The organism is Ferrimicrobium sp., assembly GCA_022690815.1.
Lineage (GTDB): Bacteria > Actinomycetota > Acidimicrobiia > Acidimicrobiales > Acidimicrobiaceae > Ferrimicrobium.
In genome coordinates, this window is the sequence record JALCZJ010000005.1 from 36,288 (window position 1) to 57,534 (window position 21,247).

Here is a 21,247-nt window from a genome sequence, read left to right on the forward strand (position 1 = left end):
TCTTAAACGAGCACTACGTTGGCAAGTCCAAAGCGACCCTTTAGCTTTTCGACCTGTTGGGCGATCGTCGTTGGCTCACCGGTGTTGCCGGCAAAGACCAAAATGGCGATTGGAACCCCCTCTTTGGTGGCCAAGAGCCCATAGACGATCTGGAGTCGTCCCCTCACCCCATCCTTTGGGTGACCCCGTTTGCCAAGGGGACAGGTCTTACCCTCAAAGGCTGCCGATGACATGTCATAGAGAACCAGGGTTCCATCTTCTAGGTGTCGCTTTGCGGGTTCGGCCTCGATTCGTGACTGACGTGGTGCCGTCCATCGCCTCATAGAGGTCATCCTCATCGACCGAAGAAAGTGAGAGCACCTCACCGAGTGAACTCGTCGCACGCTTGGCCCTTAGCCCCCTGGCACCGGCGAGCTTGGAGGAGGGGCGAATCACCTGGGAGATGATCATGGCTACAACGAGATCTCGTTGGCGAGAGGGGACAGGATCAATGAGGGTATCAAGGCCTAGGTTAGCTATCGTGCCAAGCACGGCCGCGACATGACCATGGCCAAGGCTACGGGTGATGTCAAAGCTCTCTTGGAGCTTTGCCTTTGGGGGTTGGTTCATAAGCACCCGGCGCAGTTGCTCTACCTTGTCTGGTGACCAACGGCTCAAGTTCGCAAGCGTACGGGTCTTGACCTTGCCATTGTCTCGATAGCTCTCTCGTAGCAGCATCGCCGGTGCTAAGTTACGATTGGGGATCGTGGCCGCGTAACTGCTTACTACCTTAGACGTCGATAACACTCATGTCGGGACCAACCCCAACACATCCTCACCATGCCTGAGCATACATGCCTACACCCTCTACTACCCTAGGCAAGAACATACTGGTCAAGGCGCGATTTGGGCATAAATCGAGACCGGCTGGGGGGAACTTCGGTCTAGGTTGATCGGGCTTGAATTCAGGCTGAGACCAGACAGGATTGCCAGTTATTATGAACTTGCATCGCGAACAGGCACTGTGATCAATACCTGCAACAATGTGTCGCAGCCTTGCCCGGCGCCTTGCGCCACCACCAATCAAAACTCAGCCGTGCTGGCGGGCCAGCGACATCTTCACGTCTCGCAAGGTTAAACGCTATCGTCAGCCGCTGCAGTGTTTTAGCCAAGCAGCCGACTTAGCTCCTTGATGTCATCGCGAAGCTTCGCTGCTTCCTCAAAGCGAAGCTCGGTTGCGCAAGTCTCCATCTCGACGGTCAACGCATCGATGACCTCTTGGAGCTGTTCTGGCGCCAGGTGTGAGAAACGCTCCTCCACCTTCGAGCGTCGCAACTTGGGCACACGGGTGGGGCCATGTTCATCGCCCATCAGCGATCCGAGCCGCGCAGTCACCGTCGTTGGCGTAATCCCATTGGCGCGATTATATTCTTCTTGGAGAGCGCGCCGACGTGCGGTCTCTGAAATGGCGTACTCCATCGACTTGGTTACCTTGTCGCCATAGAGCAGCACGGTCCCACGACTGTTACGCGCCGCGCGGCCGATTGTTTGCACAAGCGAAGTCTCAGATCGGAGAAAGCCCTCTTTGTCGGCATCGAGAATCGCCACCAATGATACTTCCGGGAGGTCCAAACCTTCTCGCAGCAGGTTAATGCCAACCAGTACGTCGTACTCGCCGAGTCGTAGGTCACGAATGAGCTCGATCCGATCGAGAGTCTCTACGTTTGAGTGAAGGTACCGCACACGCACTCCAAGCCCCTCAAGGTAGTCGGTAAGGTCCTCAGCCATTTTCTTAGTTAACGTCGTGACCAGCACACGCTCATCACGCTCCACTCGATCGCGAATCTCGACCAGAAGGTTGTCGATCTGACCCTTCGTCGGGCGTACCTCGATAACCGGGTCCAACAGACCGGTGGGTCTGACGATCTGCTCGACGACTTGAGAGGATTGGGCGAGCTCATAGGGTGCCGGCGTCGCGGAGAGGAAGATCGCCTGATTGATCCGCTCGTAGAACTCATCAAAACGCAGAGGACGGTTATCCATCGCCGACGGTAGGCGAAATCCATGCTCAACCAACGTCTCCTTGCGCGAGCGATCGCCAGCGTACTGGCCGCGAAGCTGGGGCACCGTCACATGGCTCTCGTCGATGATAAGGAGATAGTCCTTTGGAAAGTAATCGAGTAACGTAAACGGAGGCTGGCCAGCGGCGCGACCATCGAGATGCCGGGAGTAGTTCTCAATGCCGGAGCAGAATCCAACCTCGGCCAACATCTCCAGATCGAACTCGGTTCGCATCTTGAGGCGCTGGGCCTCCAAGAGTTTGTTGTGATCCTCGAAGTAGCGCAGTTGGCTCAAGAGTTCGTCTTCGATAGAGCCGATTGCCACCTTGAGACCCTCAGGACTCGCGAGGTAATGTGACGCCGGGAAAATCACAAACTCGTCGATATCTTTGACTAATTCACCAGTCATGAGATCAACCTTCGCGATGCGCTCAATCTCGTCCCCGAAGAACTCAATACGCATGGCGAACTCCTCGTAGGCTGGGTGAACCTCAACCGTGTCACCACGCACGCGGAACCGTCCGCGTACCACCTCAAGGTCGTTGCGCTCGTACTGCATGGCCACCAACGAACGTGCCATCGCAGGAAGCGCCAACGTATCCCCAACGTGCAGCGGGAGAATCTGGCCCTGATACTCTTCCGGAGAGCCCAAGCCGTAGATACACGACACTGACGCCACCACGATGACATCACGGCGGGTCAGGAGAGCTGAGGTTGCCGCGTGCCGTAAACGGTCGATCTCGTCGTTGACCGAAGAGTCCTTCTCGATGTAGGTGTCAGTCGATGGAAGGTAGGCCTCCGGTTGGTAGTAGTCGTAGTACGAGACGAAGTACTCGACCCGGTTGTGTGGGAAGAACCCTCGAAACTCATTCGCAAGTTGGGCAGCCAGCGATTTATTCGGTGCAATCACGAGGGTTGGCCGCTGCACCGACTCGATGGTCCACGCGATGGTTGCGCTCTTGCCCGAGCCGGTAATCCCGAGCAACGTCTGGAAGCGATCTCCACGGCGCACGCCCTCAGACAGCGCAGCGATAGCTTTCGGTTGATCACCAGCCGGTTGGTAATCGGACACGACCTGAAACGTAGTCACTCATTTAGCTTAGGCGGCTGCTCAATACGAGGACGTCTTGGCCACCAGGCTCCGGCAGTACGCGGTGTGCGCTGTTCCGTAGACGCAAGGAAGGCCGTCACTTTGCCGCAAGTGAACCGTATCCGACCAATCACCATCGTTCGTGTCCGACATTATCATCCATTGTCACTGGACTACGAGCTCCAAGAGCGCGATCGACACACTTCCCTACCCACGAGATGCTCTGTCCACCGAGATGCTCTGGCCAAGACATAGCTGCGCCAGCGGATACGGTGTTGTTCCCCAACGACATGCTAGTCACACAGTTGGTCAAGTCATGATTCGTGACTCTCCAGGCAGCCTCGTCAACGGTATTGTGCCATCGCGCGAGGACCTTTCAGAAGGTGACGTTGCCGGACGCCGACCAGGGAGAGGATAAGGTGAACTAGTTGCAAATTGCAACTTCTTGACCGCGGTGGTGCCCCCTCTGCATCCACCCAAACAACCGTATGGAGGAATTATGACAGACCACGCAGTACTCGGTGAAGAGATCGCATTACGAGGAGCGGACGGCGACTGGATCGAGGGATTTTATGCACGTCCACTCGGGCTCGCATCCATCGGCTCCGTCGTCGTTATCCATCACATGCCGGGCTACGACGAGGCAACCAAAGAGATCGCCCTTCGCTTCGCTCGACACGGTTACGCGGCGCTCATGCCAAACCTTTATTTTCGTGAGGCCCCCAACGCTGCCCCAGACGACGCTGCGGCCATTGCGCGCTCCAAGGGAGGAGTACCTGACGACCGACTTCTTGGCGATGTTGCCGGGGCTCGTGACTTTTTGCTGCATCAACCCAATGCCAACGGCAAGAGCGGCGTGATCGGCTACTGCTCGGGTGGCCGCCAGTCCTTCCTCTCAGGCTGCGAACTGCCATTTGACGCAGTGGTCGACTGCTACGGGGCCTTCGTGGTCAATCAGCCGCCGGCTGAATCGCCAATGCAAGTACGTGCCGTCGTCGATCGCGCCCCAAAGCTTACGGGACCAGTACTCGGCCTCTTTGGCAACGATGACTCGTATCCAGGACCAGATGAGGTCAATGTCTTAGACGCTGAACTTACCAAACTCGGCAAACCACACGAGTTTCACCGCTACGACGGCGCAGGCCATGCGTTCTTCAACACTGCGGCCCCTTCATATCGACCAGAGGCTGCAAAGGATGCCTGGGGACACATCTTCACCTTTTTTGCAACGAACCTAGGGGCACAGTAACCGATGTGTACCTATACGACATCGACACTCACCCTCGTTGGAAATGCCAAAAGCGGCGAGTCCTGGGAGCGCGTCAAGACGGCCTCGGTGTACCTCGATCACCCAGTTTCCTTCCCAGCTACACACTCACTCAACATCGATCTCTTTGCTGACCAGCCTGACCCTAAGCGGTCGACGGCCCTTGAACTCTCACCTCGCTCGGCTAAGGCCCTCGCTGAGGCGATTCTCACCATGATCGCAGAGGCACCTGAGGGTTTGATCGAGGAGGAATAATTATTCGGAGCTGACTTCGCTTTTGCCACGATTGTGCCGCCTATCGTCACAATCGTGGCAAATCTTTAATTTTGTGACTGTTTTCATTCGATGCATAGTACAATATTCTTCATGCCGAGAGCCTGCGACCGAATGGCTCTCACGTCCAAGGATGGTAATCATGCATCGTTTGCTCTCGCTTACGTCACTACGTACCTTGATCCCGCTCGGAGCCGTCGGGATCCTCTCTTTGACCGGTATCACCACTCAGACGACGGCATCAGCGCAGCTTGCCGACTTCTCGATCCCCAACATTGGGGTCGGATCCGCACCCCATTGGGGAACCCTCGTCGAACAGAATGCGACACTGTCGGGTACAGTCACCGGTGGTTTGGCTGTTGGTGGGAGGTTAACGATGCACCCCAAGACATCCTGGTTGTGCACCCGAACGTCCTGCCCTCCGATTCCAGTCGCCTTCAACGTCGTCAGCCAGGCGTACACGATCGACGCAACGCGGTGGGGGGCCCTCGCACCGAGCATGACCCAGCACTCGACGCCGGCCAGGGTTGAACTCACTGGCAGTAACCGAACCCTCGACGTCGCGCGACTCACGTCAGTCCCGACGGGGTCCTTCTCGGTCACCATCAATGCGCCAGCGACAGCGACGGTTCTCATCGAGGTCACCCCGCAGGTCGCCAGATTCATCGACCGCCTGCAGGTTACCCGACTCAACGGCGTCCACACCGATCACCTTCTCTGGGATTTCGGGAGCGTCACATCGTTAAATCTAGGCAGTCAGTCCTTTGTCGGGACGGTGCTAGCGCCACAAGCACTGGTGACGCTACCAGCGCTCATTGCAGGCGATCTCTTCGCTAAAGATCTGCAGTCTACACAAGCTGTGGTCATTCACGATGTGACCAATGGGTTCACCGGATCGTTGCCACAGTATCCGATCACGGCAGCACGAGCGACGGTCGTCATTCCCAACGCTCAAGCGAGCCGTTCAGCAACGACGGACGGCCCTGCTCACATCACAGCACCCTAGGAGCGTAGGTCCAAATCACCCCCCAGGTCCGGTAGCTGGCACGGAGTTGGTCAAAGTCGTAGCACCTTGATGTTCCTCGGACAGCCAGGGAGCAAGTCTTCACAGGGAGATACTCAGACCGGAAGCTGTTGAGCGCGCAAAGGGTACTGCGACAGCTATCAGGGCGCGTTAGAACAAGCACCGCCCGATTTTGTCGGGTAGCCAGCTGCGGTCGCGGGGCTGGTGCTAGAGTGCGAGGGGCGCGAGCGCCCGTGTTGGGTTGCGAGACCCAGAGCGGAGACCCTTTGCGAAATTCTTCACTCCTGCCAGGCGAAGGATGTTAATTACGAGGTTCCGTAGTGTCGCGAATGCTCTGGGTGCTGAGCCAGAACGTACTTTAGAACGATCCTCTCCCATCGTCGCATCGCGAACTCAGTGCAGCGCGTTCTCGATCCCCCTGTGCTGACGTATGAAGCCAAGAAGTTTGGCCTTGCTCGCCCGAGTCTCCTGAAGGCTTGTCACGTAGTAGGCGGACTCGGTAGAAAGCTCATCTCCAGCCTTTGGATTGTCGACCGTTCTTTCGATGCGAATCGCTTGGGCGACATAACGGAAGGAGAGCAAGCCATCCAATGCACTCGAGACCTGGATCGAACGGGTCTCGTAGCGTCCATGGCCTTTGTTGGTCTCGCTGTAGTGTTGAGAGAAAGCCGTCTCTTCCAGGGTGCTAATCGCGTTATAGAGGCCGGGCTGGTTCTCCTTTACTTGAAGGACAAAGTCAGCGTGTTTCTCAGTGAACAAGAACTCTGCGTGGTCACGTTGTGCGTGGACTTGTTCTAGAGACGTTATGGCAAACTATGCTAAGGAGCGATGAACTTAGCCATACCAGTAGCGTGCCCCTGAAACCACAACACAGACGGGCAGACTTTGAGGACCCACAAGTACAGTTCCACGGCAACCCGAACAGACAAGATCAGCCCTAGGATGTCCATATGACAAACAGTTCCGGCCTGCCCATCGACGAATTTTCCAACTCCATCACGCCCCAAGTTGACCTGTTTGGACACGTGAACGACTCCTGGCTTGCGACAACGCCGATCCCACCTGACAAAGCATCATATGGTACCTTCTCCATCCTGGCTGAGCAGGCGGAACTCGCTGTGCGAACGATCCTCGAGGAGGCCCAAAGCGCTGCTCCGGGTACCGAAACCCGTAAGTTGGGCGATCTCTACACCAGCTTTATGGACGAGGAGGCGATCGAACGCCACGGCCTTACCTCGCTTGAACCCTGGTTTGCCCAGATCGCTGCCATCGACAGCATCGAAGACCTCTTGCAGTTCCTTGGTCGCGCACAACACGAGGGTCTCGCAAGCGTCTTCGATCTCTACGTCAGCTCAGATCCTGGTGACCCCAATCGCTATCTCGTCTCAGTGGAGCAGGGCGGGCTCTCGCTACCAGACGAGCGCTACTACCACGAAGAGCAATTCCGTTCAATCCACGACGGCTTGGCGCTCCACATCGAGCAGATGCTTCGACTTGCACAGCTCGACGACGTCGCCAACCGCACGGCGGGTATCGTCGCCCTCGAGAACGCGATAGCGGCCCACCACTGGGATAATGTAGCCTGCCGCGACGCCGTCAAGACCTACAACCTGACGACCATCGACCAGGTAAGTAACACGATCGCTGCCGCTGGTACCTTAAAGGGACTCACCCCTTGGCTCAATGGCTTACAAGCCCCCGCGAGAGCCCTCGACGAACTCATCGTCCGCCAGCCAAGCTTCCTTTCCGGGCTTGCAACCCTGTTGACCGATGATCAGCTCCCAGCATGGAAGGACTGGTTGAACTGGCAGATTCTTCACGCAGCCGCACCCTATCTTCCGGAAGCCTTTGTGCAGGAGAACTTCGACTTCTATGGTCGCATGCTGACCGGAGCCGACAGCCTCCGCGATCGGTGGAAGCGTGGCGTCGGCCTGGTCCAAGGCGCCATGGGCGAGGCAGTTGGTCGAATCTATGTCGAGCGCCACTTCGATGCTAAGGCCAAGAAGGCGATGGATGAGCTCGTCGACAACCTTCTTGACGCCTATCGCGTCCGAATCGAAAACCTCGATTGGATGACTCCAGCGACACGCACCCAAGCCCTCGATAAGCTCAACAAGCTTCGCCCAAAGATCGGTTACCCCACCAAATGGCGTGATTACTCAGCGATGGTCGTGGACGCCGGCAACCTGTGGGATAATGTCCGCCACATCGGGGCCTGGTACTTCAACCGAGAGATGAACAAGATTGGGACACCGGTTGACCGTGATGAGTGGTTCATGACACCGCAAACCGTCAACGCCTACTACAGCCCTGACTTCAATGAGATCGTCTTTCCTGCCGGTGTGCTCCAGTATCCATTTTTCCAAGCCGATCGGGATCCCGCCACCAACTATGGCGCGATCGGTGCTGTGATCGGGCACGAAATCGGCCATGCCTTTGACGATGAGGGATCCAAGTATGACGGCGATGGGAGGCTTCGAGACTGGTGGACCAGCGAAGATCGCGCCGCCTTTGAGGCCAGGACGCACGTATTGATCGATCAATACGACGCGTTGGCTCCCCGGCAGACCCCAGACCAGCACGTCAACGGTTCGCTCACCATCGGTGAGAATATCGGTGATCTCGGTGGACTCGGTATCGCATGGGTCGCCTATGAGATCTCGCTCGGTGGCGAGCCCTCCCCTGTCGTCGATGGACTGACCGGAGCGCAACGATTTTTCAGTTCATGGGCACTCGCGTGGAGAGAGAAGCGACGCGACGCGGAGATGCTACGCCGCTTGGCTATCGACCCTCACTCGCCAAACGAATTTCGCTGCAACCAGGTCGTCCGTAACCTCGATGCCTTTCACGACGCGTACGCGACGACCGAAAATGACCCGATGTGGCTGGCCCCTAACGAGCGCGTGCGCATCTGGTAGTCACCCCGCTCACAGCTGACGATAGCGTCACCCCGGCCCAAACGCAATGAATCGACCTTACCGCGTCGATCTCGCGCAGCCGGTGGGTGCACGTAGCAACCCGCAAACAGGTCAGCTTGTGATGCCCAACACCAGCACTCGCTTGCATCCATCACCGTCTCCAGGTTGCAAGGAGTGCGATCGCCGGTGGATCTTGCCCCCGAAAGCTATCCATCAAGAACTTTGTCAAACTTAGCTGATCTCGGTCGCCCCCTCGCCAAAAGAGCGACTGAGAGAAGTTCCAAGGGATCATGATCCGATGTCAGCGATCACTAACCTTGGACGCCCAGACTGACCAGGGACGCTGTGCACGGTTCGAGATGGACGCGATCGAGAAAACGTGAACGTTTCGTTCACCTCAGAACAGATCGTTGATCATCGCCAACGAGCGTGTTCGAACGTTGGCCAGCACACCTTCAAGCTGCGCATCGGAGACGTAGTTTGGCCAGAGCATGCCAGGAACCTCACGACACTCGTCAAGGGGTAGTTCCAATCCCACTAAGTGCGCGAGCCGGTCCCCATCGACCAGCGCAGCATGCGTTCGCGAAAGCGAGCCCTTGGGAGTGTGATGCTGGGCGACCGCCTGCACGAGGTCAGGGTGAAAATTCCAGCTAGCAAGGATGTCGGCACCGATACTAGCATGGTGAAGCCCGTAGCGCTTGCGCTCATCGGTTAGCATCGAGAACTCGGCATCCACGGTCAACGGAGTTGAACGGCGCGCTGTGAGCTGCTCTTGATACGCGGAGTCGAGACTCGCGATCACCGCCTCACCGATGTCGTGCAACAAGGCGAGCGAGAACGCTTGCTGTTGATCGGCACCAATCATCCGGGCAACTTCGCTGGCCGCAACGGCCGAAGTGATCGAGTGCTCCCAATCCTGGGGGGTGACGCTGCCGGTACCCGCGACAAAGGCCGCGAGAGCAAGCGACTTGACAGCGTCAAAGCCAACAATCGCTATGGCCGCATGGAGCTCGCGTACTCGTCCACCAGTCCCATAAAAAGCGGAGTTCGCCATACGCATGACCCGCTGCACCAACGCGGGATCGGTGCTCACAACGGTCGCCACTTCGCGTGCACCCACGTCATCTCGCTCGATCACCGTCAGCAGTCTGCCAGCTATCGCCTGCGAAGCCTCAAAGACCTCTATTTTTTGGTTGATCTCTTCAACCGAAACAAGATCCAACCCGCACCTCCTGGTCGAAACCAGTATCGGCGCATCGCTAATGGCCCTTAATTTCTTCTACGATCCGGATAACCTGGTTCCGAAGACTCGCGAGGTCATCGTCGTTCTCAATATACCAGCGCCCCTCTACCTGACCGATTCCCTGGCTCGCCTGAGCCCGAAGACGCGCGGCGGCATCGCCAGGGTCGAGGCCACGGCGCTGTACAAGTCGCTCAAGCGACACCGCAGCAGAGGCGCGCACGACCACAACGTCATCGATCATGTAGTCATGAACGCTCTGAGGGGTCAGCAACGGAATTTCGATCACAACGGCCGGCTCTCCTTTGCCGACACACGCAGCGACAAAGGCAAGAATTACGGCTCGGATGCGCGGATGGGTGATCTCCTCGAGCTGTCTACGATAACGATCATCGGAAAAGACAATCTGCGCAAGACGGGCGCGGTTCAGCGATCCCGTCTCGTCGAGGACGCGATCGCCGAAGGTTGCCACGACCTCATCGAGGCCAGGTGTTCCAGGTGCAACGACATCACGGGCGACGGCGTCGGCACTGATGGTGCGAAGCCCATACTCAGCAAACAACCCGAGTACCGCTGTCTTGCCAGAACCTATGGTACCGGTGACAGCGACCACTCGGGTTGTTGATTCTGTCGTGGTCACGTGCCGTAAAAGCCCTTGACCAACAGAGACGAACTACTCTGCGTCCGTGCCGCCTTCGCCTTCGACACCCTCTTCGGCTGGTCCGATGAAGTTACCTTCTTCGTCATAACCATACTCCGCGAAGGCATCACGATACTCGGGAGCAAGCTCACCACCCTCAAGCGCCTGTCGAATGGACAACGAGATGCGGCGACGCTGTGGATCGAGGTCGATGATCTTAACCCATAGCTCTTCACCAACGGTGACCACCTGCTCTGGAAGGTCAACATGATGGAGGGCCATCTCCGAGATGTGGACGAGTCCTTCAATCCCGGCAGCCACCTGCACGAAGCAACCGAAAGGCACCAACTTGGTGACTCTGCCGTATACGAGTTCACCAACCTTGTGCGCGGCAGCAAACTCCTGCCAAGGATCGCGCTGTGTTGCCTTGAGGGACAACGAGATTCGCTCGGTGTCTTGGTCAACCTCTAGCACGAGCACCTGAACCTCGTCGCCGACTGAGACAACGGATGATGGGTGGTCGACATGGTTCCAAGACAGCTCCGACACGTGCACCAGTCCGTCCATGCCACCGAGATCGACGAACACACCAAAGTGAACGATCGAGGAGACGACACCCTTCTTGACCTCCCCAGGTCGAATACTGGTGAGGAACTCTTCACGCTGCTCGCGCTGATTCTCCTCAAGAAACGCCCGGCGGGAGAGCACAACGTTGTTGCGATTCCGATCCAGCTCGATGATCTTAGCCTCGATGTCCTGACCAATCATCGGCGTCAGATCACGAACCCGACGCAAGTCAACGAGCGAGGCGGGCAAAAAGCCACGAAGGCCGATATCGACAATAAGGCCACCCTTGACGAGTTCGATGATCTCTCCTCGGACTACGCCGTCACGGGCCTTGATAGCCTCGATTTCCTTCCAGGCCTTCTCGAATTGAGCTCGCTTCTTCGAGAGAACGAGACGACCTTCCTTGTCCTCCTTTTGGAGAACGAGTGCCTCGATCTTGTCTCCCGGGCTCACTACTTCGCTAGGAGCGACATCCTTACGGATCGAAAGCTCACGAAGCGGTATGACCCCCTCCGACTTGTATCCGATGTCCAAGAGGACTTCGTCTTTGTCAACTTTGACGACGGTTCCGATGACGACATCGCCCTCGTCGAAATCAACAACACTCTTCGCGATGGCGTCTTCAAGACCCGTCTCGCCAAGATCATCAACCACAATGGTATCTGCGCCGGCTCCGTCTTCGACTTCAGCCACCACGTCCGCTTCGCTCATGAACTTCCTTACACGACTATTTCAATAATTGAACCGATAAAATTCGAGTCCTACGGACTCTCAGTTAATGATAGCCCAACTTTAGCCGCCCCGATCGCGAGCCGGGAAATTCTTCCAACTGTTTGCCGAGCGTTTACCGACTCGAGGCTATGTCCTGGCCTCCGCCCAGTTGGCACCGACGCCCACGTTGACGATGAGTGGCACAGCAAGCGGATAGACACCAGCCAGCGACTCACGAACCAAATCTGCGACCATCGTTGCCTCATCCTCCGGGGCCTCTACAACCACCTCATCGTGAATCTGGAGGACCAATCTGGCGTTGGTGTCAAGCAACCGCTTATCCAGGGTCACAAGCGCCATCTTGAAAATATCGGCCGCCAGTCCTTGCGTTGGCGCATTCATGGCTTGTCGCTCGGCACCTTGCCGGATGGCATGATTGGGTGATTGCAACTCCGGCAAATAGCGTCGACGCCCAAGGAGCGTCGTCGTGTAACCTCGCTCGCGTGCCTCGCGAATCACCGACTCTCGGTACTGGACCAACCCCGGGTATGCGGCAAAGAACGATGTCAGAATTGCATCAGCCTCCTCGCTCGAGATGCCCAAACGACTAGCGAGGCCGTAGGACTCCATCCCATAGGACAGCCCATAGGTCACCATCTTGGCCACCGCCCGTTGTTCGTAGCTAACCTGGGAGGCCTCAATGCCATAGATAGAGGCGGCCACCATCGCATGCACGTCGCCGCTGCCCCTTAGCACCTCGATCAAACGCTCATCGTTGCTCAGATGTGCGAGAATCCTGAGCTCGATCTGCGAGTAGTCGGCCGCGACGAGCACCGCGCCTCGGGGCGCAACAAAAACCCGCCGAAACTGTCGACCCTCCTCAGAACGAACCGGGATATTTTGCAGGTTGGGATGCTCCGACGAGATCCGGCCCGTCCTCGCTACGGTCTGGTTGAAGGTGGCGTGGATCCTGCCATCGGCGGCGATCTCAGCCCTCAGCCCTTCATAGAACGTCGAGCGCAACTTGTCGAGTTCACGAAACTTCAGCACGAGTGAGACCAACGGGTGCTGGTCTCGGAGCCCCTCCAGGACTCGAGCATCGGTGGAATAGCCTGTCTTAGTCCGCTTACCTGTCGGTAATCCCAATTTTTCGAACAACATCGTACCGAGTTGCTTGGGCGAGTTCGGATTGAAGTCATCACCGGTGAAGGCGTGAATTGCCCTAAGGGTCAAGCTGGCCTCAGCAGCTAGACTCACCCCGATCTCCTCTAAGACCTGAGTATCGACACCGGCACCGGCGACCTCCATCTTGGTAAGCACGCCTACGAGGGGAATCTCGACCTCCATGGCCAGTCGTTGAACGCCCTCGGCTTGGATCCGGGTAAGTAACCCATCGAGCAGAACCGGCATCACAGCGAGCTCTGTAGCCATCCGTTCCTGATCAGCGCGATCGTCAAAGAGACCATCGGCTGGGCCGTCGGGCCAATCGATATCTAACAGGTGAGCGACTTCCCTGAGATCAGAGCGCCGTTGTGATGAATCCAGGACGTAGGCAAGGACCCCAAGATCCATGAGCCGTGATGGGGCAACCTTGGTCCCCATGGTGAGCGCAAGCGATCGGAGCGTCTCCTTGAGCCCAATACCAACCCACTCTGACTCGTTGAGAACCGCAAGTGACACTTCTTGGTCCATGATGGCCTCGTCGTGGCCCGGCCCTAACGGGAACCAGACCGGGGTGGCTGCATTCGGCTCTGGCGCACCAAAACCGAGCGTTCGAGGGGCAACGCGACCATCCTCGCCAGCAAAGCGCGCTGACACAGTGAGATAGTCCGAATGCGCGTTGAGCAACTCCTCGGGCGTAGCAACCACCCGATACTCGGGTGCAAGGGTGACGTGCTCTCGGAGCGACTGGTCACCAAACGCTGGTTCACCGACACCAAAGAGCTCCTTAAGGCTCGCAAAGACACCTCGCAAACCAAAGGAGACGACAAACATCTGCTCCGCAGCTGCAACATCAAACGAGGTTGGCAACGCCAGATCGCTGAGCGCGATCGAGATTGGGGCCTCTTGATCGAGCGCAACCAGTTGACGCAGCAGGCCGAGCTCTGATTCAGCCTCATCGAGGGCTTCGCGCTGACGAGCAGGCAACGATGAACGCTCGGCAAGTATTGTGTCGATATCTCCAAATCGATTAATGAGCTGGGCGGCGGTTTTCGCTCCGATGCCGCGAACGCCGGGAAGGTTGTCGGACTTATCCCCACGCAAGAGCGCAAAGTCGCCGTATTGCTTCGGGGCGACACCGTACTTCGCGATGACGGCACCCTCGTCCATCGTCTCAAGGTTCGAGACCCCTTGACGGGTGAGATGGACCCTAACGAGCGGGTCGGCAACGAGTTGCAAGATGTCACGATCACCGGTGACGATCTCTGTCGCGACGTGATCGGCCGTCGCCAACCGAGTCAGCGTTGCAATCACATCATCTGCCTCGAACCCAGCAAGCTCGATCGCTGGGATCTGGACCACTTGAAGTAACCCCCGGACAGCTTCCAGCTGAAACCGGAGTTCATCGGGGGTGGTTGCACGGCCACCCTTGTAGTCAGCGAAGAGGTCATCACGAAAGGTTGGCGAGGGATGATCTAACGCCACCGCCACGTAGGTAGGTGAGAACTGACGAACCGCAGATACCAACATGCGAAAGAACCCAAAGAGCGCATTCGTGGGCCCGCTCTCCCCTTGCATTGGTGGCATTGCAAAGAACGCACGAAACATCAACGAATAGCCATCGAGGGCGAGAAGGGTCGGTCGTGCTTCGCCGCTACTGGGCAGGCTTGAGGTCGCCATCGATCACCTTTTCCGCGATGTCCTTTACCTTGCCACGAGTATCCATGGCTGTCTTTTGAAGAAAACGAAAGGCATCGGACTCGGAGAGTTGATACTCTTCCATGAGACGGGCCTTGGCGCGATCAAGGATCACCCTGGTCTCGAGCTTCTCCTCAAGCTTACGACGCTCGTCGTGGATTCGCCCTAGCTCACTCTCGACCATCATCTTCTCATCAAAACGTGCCAGTGCCAACTCGATAGCTGGGACCAGGTCGCTCGCTTGGAAGGGCTTGACCAGATAGGCCATCACACCCGCCTCTCGTGCCTGCTCGACGAGGGACCGCTGGGAAAACGCCGTGAGAATGATCACCGCACAAAGTTGCTCCGCATTGATGGCCTCAGCAACACTCAGTCCGTCCATGCCTGGCATCTTGACATCCAACACGGCCGCTGAAGGACGCATGGTTCGCACCGCCTCAAGCGCCTCATCACCCCGACCGAGATCGGCGATGACATCGTAACCCTCAGCGACGAGCATCTCTTTCAGGTCCCGCCGGATAATCGCCTCATCCTCGGCGATGATGATACGTTGTGCCATAGCGCCCTCGTGATCTCCCTAACCAAAACCGTCTTGCTCCCTAGTAAACTAGGCGGTCGGTACCCCTGGAGGTGCCATTTGTTACACCGAGCCACTGGAGGCACGATGATCATTGGCCGTTCGCTTTGGGTCGCCGGAACCAACACCTGGATCATCACAGGCGACAACAACGAGTGTGTTGTTATCGACTGCCCACCCGACCCACAAGCAATCGTCGACCTCATCACGGAACACAACTTGACTCCCAAGGCGATCGTTGCAACCCACGGTCACGTCGATCACACCGGTGGTATCCCAACGGTCTCTCGACACTACACCAACGTACCGGTTTATCGCCATCGCGGGGATGCCCACTATCTAACCGATCCACTTGGAGCTAGCGGCATGCTGCGAGAGGCGCTCAGAGCGACCGGGCTGGATCTTCAAGAACCTGAACTCATCTGCGACCTCGAGGACGCAGATACAGTTCGTGGCGCAGGCATTCTCATCAAAGCCATCCATACCCCGGGTCATACCCCAGGATCCATCTGCCTTCTCGTCACGAACCCGGACGGGGAGATGCTTTTTAGCGGTGACCACCTCTTCCGAGGCTCGATTGGTCGAACGGATTTGCCAGGCGGATCAGCCGAACTCTTGCTGCAGTCGATGAGGGATAAGATTCTCCCCCTTTCGGATGATCTACGAGTCTTTCCTGGTCACGGCGAGACGACAACGATTGGGCACGAACGCACTACTAACCCGTTTCTTTGCCAGCTCTAGAGCGCCGTCATGTCACACACATCAACGTGGTGTGTTGAAGCCTTCGAACACCGCCACGATGGCCACCAGGCTCGAGCCACCGCCCGAACACTCGGCAAAAATACAACGCTGGTGGCCCGATGCCGCCAAGGCTTTGTGCCGTGACCCGAAGATTGGCGCCAACGCCACCATCACAATGCAGGCCTGAGTCAAACATATCGTCATATCCTGTCGAACGTAGAGCGTCAAACATCTAGAGAGCCTAAACCAGCATAATCACGGCTTCTCATGCGCTCACAACGCTGTGCGCTGGGACCGGCGATGTGCCGGCTCAATACCACGCTCGAGGGACCGTCCACTTGAGACAGAGCCCACTCACGTACGTTTATTATGTCTCGTTGCAGGAGATTGCTCTGACAACTGTTGGAACCCCTCTGGTACCAGGTCCTGATAGACGTGTGCCCAGTAATCTTGAGCGGATCAACAGCCCAAAGCTACTAACTCAGCGGAGAAGCAGTGAGCGATGGGATAACGTCCAATCAAATGACGTCCAATCGATGGCATCGCCGACCGAGGTATCGGCAACTGCCCCATCGGCGTACCCGGGGCGGGACTCGAACCCGCACGCCCTTTCGAGCAGAGGCTTTTGAGGCCTCCGTGTCTACCATTCCACCACCCGGGCTAGGGCAACCAGCATAATCTAGCATCAACGTGTAACCAATCAGCGAGCAACGACATCAAAACTACTGAAAGCAAAACGGTGAAAGATTGGTGACGATCTCACCGAGAGCTATGGAGGTAACGAGCGGCAATGATTGCCTTTGTCTTTCCAGGGCAAGGATCACAGCAGGCAGGCATGGGGGCCCCTTGGGCAGACCACCCGTCCTTTGAGCTTGTCGAAGAGGCGAGTACGGTCCTCAATCGCGACTTGACCCATCTACTCACCGATGCCGACTCCGATGCCCTCCAGATCACCCGCAACACACAAATCTCAACTTTTCTCCTATCGATGGTTGCTCTCGACGCCGTCGAGCGACTTGGGGTTGCCCCGCAGGTGTGTGCCGGACACTCACTCGGTGAATACGCGGCCCTGGTCGCGGCCGGTGGCCTCGCATTTGACGCCGGCCTTCGGCTCGTTCAAGAGCGAGGTGAGGCCATGGCGGTCGCCGCAGAGGCTCAGCCGGGTGCGATGGTGGCCCTTCTAGGGGCGGATCTAGATGTGGCTCGCGCGATCTGTGACAGCATCCCGGGAGACCTCTGGATCGCCAACCATAACTCGTCCACCCAAATCGTGCTCTCAGGCACCCATGACGCCATTGTCCAGGTCGAGGAGCGGGCTAAGGAGTTTGGTGTAAAGCGGGTCACGCGCCTGAAGGTCGGTGGCGCGTTTCATTCGCCTTACATGGAGGCGGCACGCGACCGGCTGAGTAAGGCCATCACCGCTACCAAATTCTACGACCTCGAGGTGCCGGTGATCGCAAATGTCGACGCCCGCGAACACGTCGATGCCGATGAGTGGCCTGGGCTGCTCGCCGATCAACTCACCCATTCCGTACGCTGGGAAGAGACGATTCAGTATCTGCGGGAGCTCAAACCGCGCCTCGTGCTTGAGGTCGGACCCGGTGGCGTCCTAACCAACCTCTTAAAGCGCACGGCACCTGAATTGCGCGTCCTCTCAGTCGCCACGCCAGCCGATCTCGAAAAACTGCTCGCGCTAGTTGCCGCTCAGGGTCCGATGGATGACTGGGCCACGTCCCACCAGGGGGAGCGCCTCTATGGAACCGAACGCCTCGTCGTGGCGCCATCGAGCGGCGTCTTTCAGCCTGAGGCAGCGGCCTGTATGCCTGGAGGGCCGATCGCGGTTGGCGATCTACTCGGTGTCATCGGTGAAACGCAGCTTCGTTCGCCGTTTGCAGGAACCCTTCAGGGGATGATCGCACTCCCGGGGGAACGCGTCACTGCGGGCCAACCAATCGCCTGGCTCACAACCGATTCGCAGCGCTCTATGGAGGAGTAGGTGCTGCATAGCATCATCTCATGAACAAGACCCGGTGAACGCTACAACATCAACCCCCAAGCACCATCGCTTGCGTAGTAATTACGGCATCGTCAACCACACTGAAATGGAGAGGCACTATGGGAGCACGCATCACTGGCTTTGGGTCAGCCTTGCCGGAGCGTATCGTCACCAACGCCGAATTTGAGAAATATCTCGATACCTCCGACGAATGGATTACCTCGCGGACCGGGATCCGAGAGCGCAGATTTGGAGGCACGACCACATCGCTCGCCGTTGAGGCTGGTCGCAATGCAATCACATCGGCGGGTCTCACACCAGCCGATATTGACTTTGTCATCCTCTCAACGACCACCCCAGATCAGACCGTCCCCGCCACCTCGGCCGAAGTGACGTTCCAACTCGGGACCAGCGGAGCTGGCATGGACATCAATGCCGCCTGCGCCGGGTATGTCTACGCTCTCGTCACCGCCCGTGGTCTCATCGAGATGGGATATCATCGGATCCTCGTGATCGGCGCCGATACGCTGTCCAAGATCACTGATCAGCACGACCGTTCGACCGCAGTCCTCTTTGCCGATGGTGCTGGGGCCGTCGTCCTCGAGTCGAGCGAGGCCGAAACCTTCCTCGGATGGGACCTGGGCGTCGACGGCTCTGCACGGCCCATCCTGTACTGCGACCACGGAGGTTATATGTACATGGAGGGCCAAGAGGTCTTCAAGCGTGCAGTCAGGGCGATGCTCGAGTCGGCACAACGAGCGCTCAAGCAGGCCGGGGTGACCGGAGATGATGTCGGCCTCTTGGTGCCTCATCAGGCGAACCTTCGCATCATCCAAGCAGCCAACGAACGCCTCGGGATTCCACTGGAGCGTACTGCCTTGGTGCTCGACAAGACCGGAAACACCTCGTCGGGTTCCATCCCGCTCGCGCTCGCCGACGCTGCCGGTGCTGGACGACTCGCAGACGGTGACTTAGTCCTCTTCACCGGCTTTGGGGCCGGCATGACGTGGGCCAGCGCCCTAGTTCGTTGGGAACTGCCATGAGTCACGTTCTTGTCACCGGTGCCGCCTCAGGTATCGGACTCGCGAGCGCCATGCGTCTGGTCGCCGATGGGCATGACGTCACTGCAACCTACCATGGGACGCCACTTCCTGTCGAGCTCGCCGGTTGTGCGAGTGTCCAGCTCGACATCACCGATGCCGCTGGAATCCAAGCCGCCATCAAAGAGGCCGAAGCTCGCTCGGGCCCCGTCGAGGTCTTGGTTGCCAACGCTGGAGCTACCAGAGACATGCTTCTTGCACGGATGGACGACGCGCGATTTGAGGAGATGCTCAACACCAATCTGACGTCTGCCTTTCGACTCACGAAAGCAGTGCTCCCGTCGATGATGAGGGCGCGACAGGGCCGACTGATCTTCATTTCGTCGATCGTCGGGCTCACCGGGGGGCCAGGCCAGACCAATTACGCAGCATCAAAGGCCGGACTTATCGGATTTGCACGCTCAGTAGCTCGCGAACTAGGGTCACGCAACATCACCGCCAACGTCATCCTCCCCGGTGCAATCGATACCCAACTGCTCTCAGAAGCGGGCGAGAATCGGCGCACCCAGATCGAATCACAGATCCCGCTTGGCAGAGTTGGTCGTCCCGACGAAGTCGGTGCGGTAGTACAGTTTCTGGCCTCCAGTGGGGCCAGTTACATCAACGGCGCGCTTATCACCGTTGATGGTGGACTGGGGATGGGTATTTAACCCTCTCCAGACTCGAACCATGGAGGGTATAGTCCCTTCAAGGTCAATAGGAAGAAAGGAAAAACAACCGCTATGGATCGACAAGAGGCATTTGAGAAGTTCACCGAGTGCACCGTCAAGGTTCTAGGTGTCAACAAGGATCAGGTCGTGGAGTCAGCGAGTTTCGCCGACGACCTCGATGCCGACTCCCTCGATCTCGTCGAGTTAATTATGGCGCTTGAAGACGAATTCTCGGTCACCGTACCCGAGTCTGAACTCGAGGGTGTTGACACGGTCGGAAAGGCCTTTGATCTCGTTTACGGGAAGCTTGGATGAGGCTGAGTTACGGCGACAACCCGATCTTTGCCACGCACCGCGTCGCGGTCACCGGGCTAGGGGTGATATCGGGCCTAGGCCTGAATCTCGAGAGCTTCTGGCAGGGGTTGCTCTCACCCCCACCACCTGGGATCCGCCGAGCTGAGGGCTTTGACCCCACCAACTGGCTCAACGCCAAGGAGATTCGACGTCACGATCGTTACAACCAGATGGGAGTCGCTGCTGCCGATATGGCGATCAACGACGCCGGCAATCCGACCTACCCAGCCGAGCGTGTCGCTGTCTGGATGGGAACCGGAGTCGGTGGTCTTGAGAGTCTTGAGAATCAGGTGGTTATTGGCCATGACCGCGGATACTCGCGGGTGTCACCGTTCCTTGTTCCGCTGATGATGGCGAACTCTAACGCCGCATCGATCTCGATGCGCTTTGGCTACCAAGGTCCTTGCGAGACGTCGGTGACCGCATGTGCGGCATCGAATCACGCGATCGCCAACGCGGCGCATCTGATCGCCACCGGCCGGATCGACATGGCTATTACCGGTGGAGCCGAAGCAGCTATCACAAAAACTGCCTCCGCAGGCTTCACAAACATGACCGCCATCTCAAAGGTTGACATCTCCCGACCATTTGACCGAAACCGTGATGGCTTCGTGATGGGAGAGGGAGCTGGCGTCCTTGTGCTTGAGGACTTCGACAAAGCGCAGGCGCGTGGCGCGAGGATCTATGCCACCATCGATGGCATCGCCTCGACCGCTGATGCCTATCACATCACACAACCAGCACCTGGCGGCGTTGGGGCACGTAGCGCTATGTCAATGGCGATCGAGGATGCTGGCCTTACCACGGCTGACATCGCTCATATCAACGCCCACGGAACATCGACCCCGATGAATGACCTCGCGGAGGCGACGGCGATTCGGACACTGTTTGAGGAGTTGAACCCTCCAGTCACCTCGGTAAAAGGTGCCCTTGGGCACGCACTTGGGGCCGCGGGTGGACTCGAAGCAGTGGCCGTGGCGCTAACCTTTGCCCATCAGCTGATACCTCCAACCGCCAACACCGTCGATCTTGACCCAGAGGTTGACATCGACGTGGTGATGAAGGATCCTCGACCACTCCCGGCTGGGCATATCCTATCGAACTCCTTCGGCTTTGGAGGTCACAACGCCTGTATCGTCTTTGGGCCGCCACCGGCGTAATCGATCGGCGTCCAAACCGCATCGATAATTCAACGGGGGCC

The 21,247-nt window shown here is 57.8% G+C and carries 19 protein-coding genes and 1 tRNA gene; 10 read left to right on the plus strand and 10 right to left on the minus strand.

Annotated features, from left to right (window positions below):
- Nucleotides 1-2: 2 nt before the first annotated feature.
- The 3 genes from MP439_02520 to uvrB form a co-directional block, all read right to left on the minus strand.
- A complete protein-coding gene (locus MP439_02520; protein ID MCI2974933.1) occupies nt 3-323 on the minus strand; it encodes a hypothetical protein in 321 nt (106 codons plus the stop codon).
- A complete protein-coding gene (locus MP439_02525; protein MCI2974934.1) occupies nt 235-717 on the minus strand; it encodes a hypothetical protein in 483 nt (160 codons plus the stop codon). The genes MP439_02520 and MP439_02525 overlap by 89 nt, the downstream gene beginning before the upstream one ends.
- Nucleotides 718-1,143: 426 nt before the next feature.
- On the minus strand, nt 1,144-3,129 hold the full coding sequence (gene uvrB, locus MP439_02530) for an excinuclease ABC subunit UvrB (GenBank protein ID MCI2974935.1): 1,986 nt from the start codon (nt 3,127-3,129) through the stop codon (nt 1,144-1,146).
- A gap of 499 nt (nt 3,130-3,628) precedes the next feature.
- Here uvrB and MP439_02535 point away from each other — a divergent pair, with 499 nt between their 5' ends.
- The 3 genes from MP439_02535 (at nt 3,629) to MP439_02545 (ending at nt 5,675) form a co-directional block, all read left to right on the plus strand.
- Entirely contained in the window at nt 3,629-4,378 is a 750-nt protein-coding gene (locus MP439_02535; GenBank protein ID MCI2974936.1) for a dienelactone hydrolase family protein, read from the plus strand.
- A gap of 3 nt (nt 4,379-4,381) precedes the next feature.
- Entirely contained in the window at nt 4,382-4,651 is a 270-nt protein-coding gene (locus MP439_02540) for a DUF6295 family protein (GenBank protein ID MCI2974937.1), read from the plus strand.
- 160 nt (nt 4,652-4,811) lie between these two features.
- Entirely contained in the window at nt 4,812-5,675 is an 864-nt protein-coding gene (locus MP439_02545; protein ID MCI2974938.1) for a choice-of-anchor A family protein, read from the plus strand.
- A 411-nt stretch (nt 5,676-6,086) separates the two neighbouring features.
- On the opposite strand, the gene MP439_02550 is transcribed toward MP439_02545, so the two are convergent.
- Nucleotides 6,087-6,452, minus strand: coding sequence for a hypothetical protein (locus MP439_02550; protein ID MCI2974939.1), 366 nt, complete (start codon nt 6,450-6,452; stop codon nt 6,087-6,089).
- A 191-nt stretch (nt 6,453-6,643) separates the two neighbouring features.
- Here MP439_02550 and MP439_02555 point away from each other — a divergent pair, with 191 nt between their 5' ends.
- Nucleotides 6,644-8,611 (plus strand): peptidase M13, encoded by a 1,968-nt coding sequence (locus tag MP439_02555; GenBank protein ID MCI2974940.1) that lies wholly within the window; start codon nt 6,644-6,646, stop codon nt 8,609-8,611.
- 397 nt (nt 8,612-9,008) lie between these two features.
- Here the strand turns inward: MP439_02555 and MP439_02560 are convergent, their stop codons facing one another.
- The 5 genes from MP439_02560 to MP439_02580 form a co-directional block, all read right to left on the minus strand.
- The gene (locus MP439_02560) at nt 9,009-9,833 is read right to left on the minus strand and encodes an HDOD domain-containing protein (protein ID MCI2974941.1); all 825 of its coding nucleotides are present in this window, start codon (nt 9,831-9,833) and stop codon (nt 9,009-9,011) included.
- Between the two features lie 37 nt (nt 9,834-9,870).
- Nucleotides 9,871-10,491 carry a dephospho-CoA kinase gene (gene coaE, locus MP439_02565; protein MCI2974942.1) on the minus strand — a complete coding sequence of 207 codons (621 nt, stop codon included), beginning with the start codon at nt 10,489-10,491 and terminating at the stop codon, nt 9,871-9,873.
- A 33-nt stretch (nt 10,492-10,524) separates the two neighbouring features.
- Complete coding sequence (gene rpsA / locus MP439_02570; protein MCI2974943.1) at nt 10,525-11,769, minus strand: 30S ribosomal protein S1; 1,245 nt, start codon at nt 11,767-11,769, stop codon at nt 10,525-10,527.
- 147 nt (nt 11,770-11,916) lie between these two features.
- Nucleotides 11,917-14,610, minus strand: a complete 2,694-nt coding sequence (polA, locus tag MP439_02575; protein MCI2974944.1) for a DNA polymerase I — start codon at nt 14,608-14,610, stop codon at nt 11,917-11,919.
- Nucleotides 14,585-15,187, minus strand: a complete 603-nt coding sequence (locus MP439_02580; protein MCI2974945.1) for a response regulator — start codon at nt 15,185-15,187, stop codon at nt 14,585-14,587. The genes polA and MP439_02580 overlap by 26 nt, the downstream gene beginning before the upstream one ends.
- A 105-nt stretch (nt 15,188-15,292) precedes the next feature.
- On the opposite strand from MP439_02580, the gene MP439_02585 reads away from it, so the two are divergent.
- Nucleotides 15,293-15,946, plus strand: coding sequence for an MBL fold metallo-hydrolase (locus MP439_02585; GenBank protein ID MCI2974946.1), 654 nt, complete (start codon nt 15,293-15,295; stop codon nt 15,944-15,946).
- Between the two features lie 578 nt (nt 15,947-16,524).
- Here the strand turns inward: MP439_02585 and MP439_02590 are convergent.
- A tRNA-Leu gene (locus MP439_02590) sits at nt 16,525-16,607 on the minus strand.
- 129 nt (nt 16,608-16,736) lie between these two features.
- On the opposite strand from MP439_02590, the gene fabD reads away from it, so the two are divergent.
- The 5 genes from fabD (at nt 16,737) to MP439_02615 (ending at nt 21,206) form a co-directional block, all read left to right on the plus strand.
- A complete protein-coding gene (fabD, locus tag MP439_02595; GenBank protein ID MCI2974947.1) occupies nt 16,737-17,942 on the plus strand; it encodes an ACP S-malonyltransferase in 1,206 nt (401 codons plus the stop codon).
- Between the two features lie 119 nt (nt 17,943-18,061).
- Entirely contained in the window at nt 18,062-18,985 is a 924-nt protein-coding gene (locus MP439_02600) for a ketoacyl-ACP synthase III (protein MCI2974948.1), read from the plus strand.
- Entirely contained in the window at nt 18,982-19,692 is a 711-nt protein-coding gene (gene fabG / locus MP439_02605) for a 3-oxoacyl-ACP reductase FabG (protein ID MCI2974949.1), read from the plus strand. The genes MP439_02600 and fabG overlap by 4 nt, the downstream gene beginning before the upstream one ends.
- A gap of 72 nt (nt 19,693-19,764) precedes the next feature.
- Nucleotides 19,765-20,007: an acyl carrier protein gene (acpP, locus tag MP439_02610; GenBank protein ID MCI2974950.1), complete on the plus strand. Its 243-nt coding sequence runs from the start codon at nt 19,765-19,767 to the stop codon at nt 20,005-20,007.
- A complete protein-coding gene (locus tag MP439_02615) occupies nt 20,004-21,206 on the plus strand; it encodes a beta-ketoacyl-ACP synthase II (protein MCI2974951.1) in 1,203 nt (400 codons plus the stop codon). Before acpP ends, MP439_02615 begins: the two co-directional genes overlap by 4 nt.
- Nucleotides 21,207-21,247 lie beyond the last annotated feature (41 nt).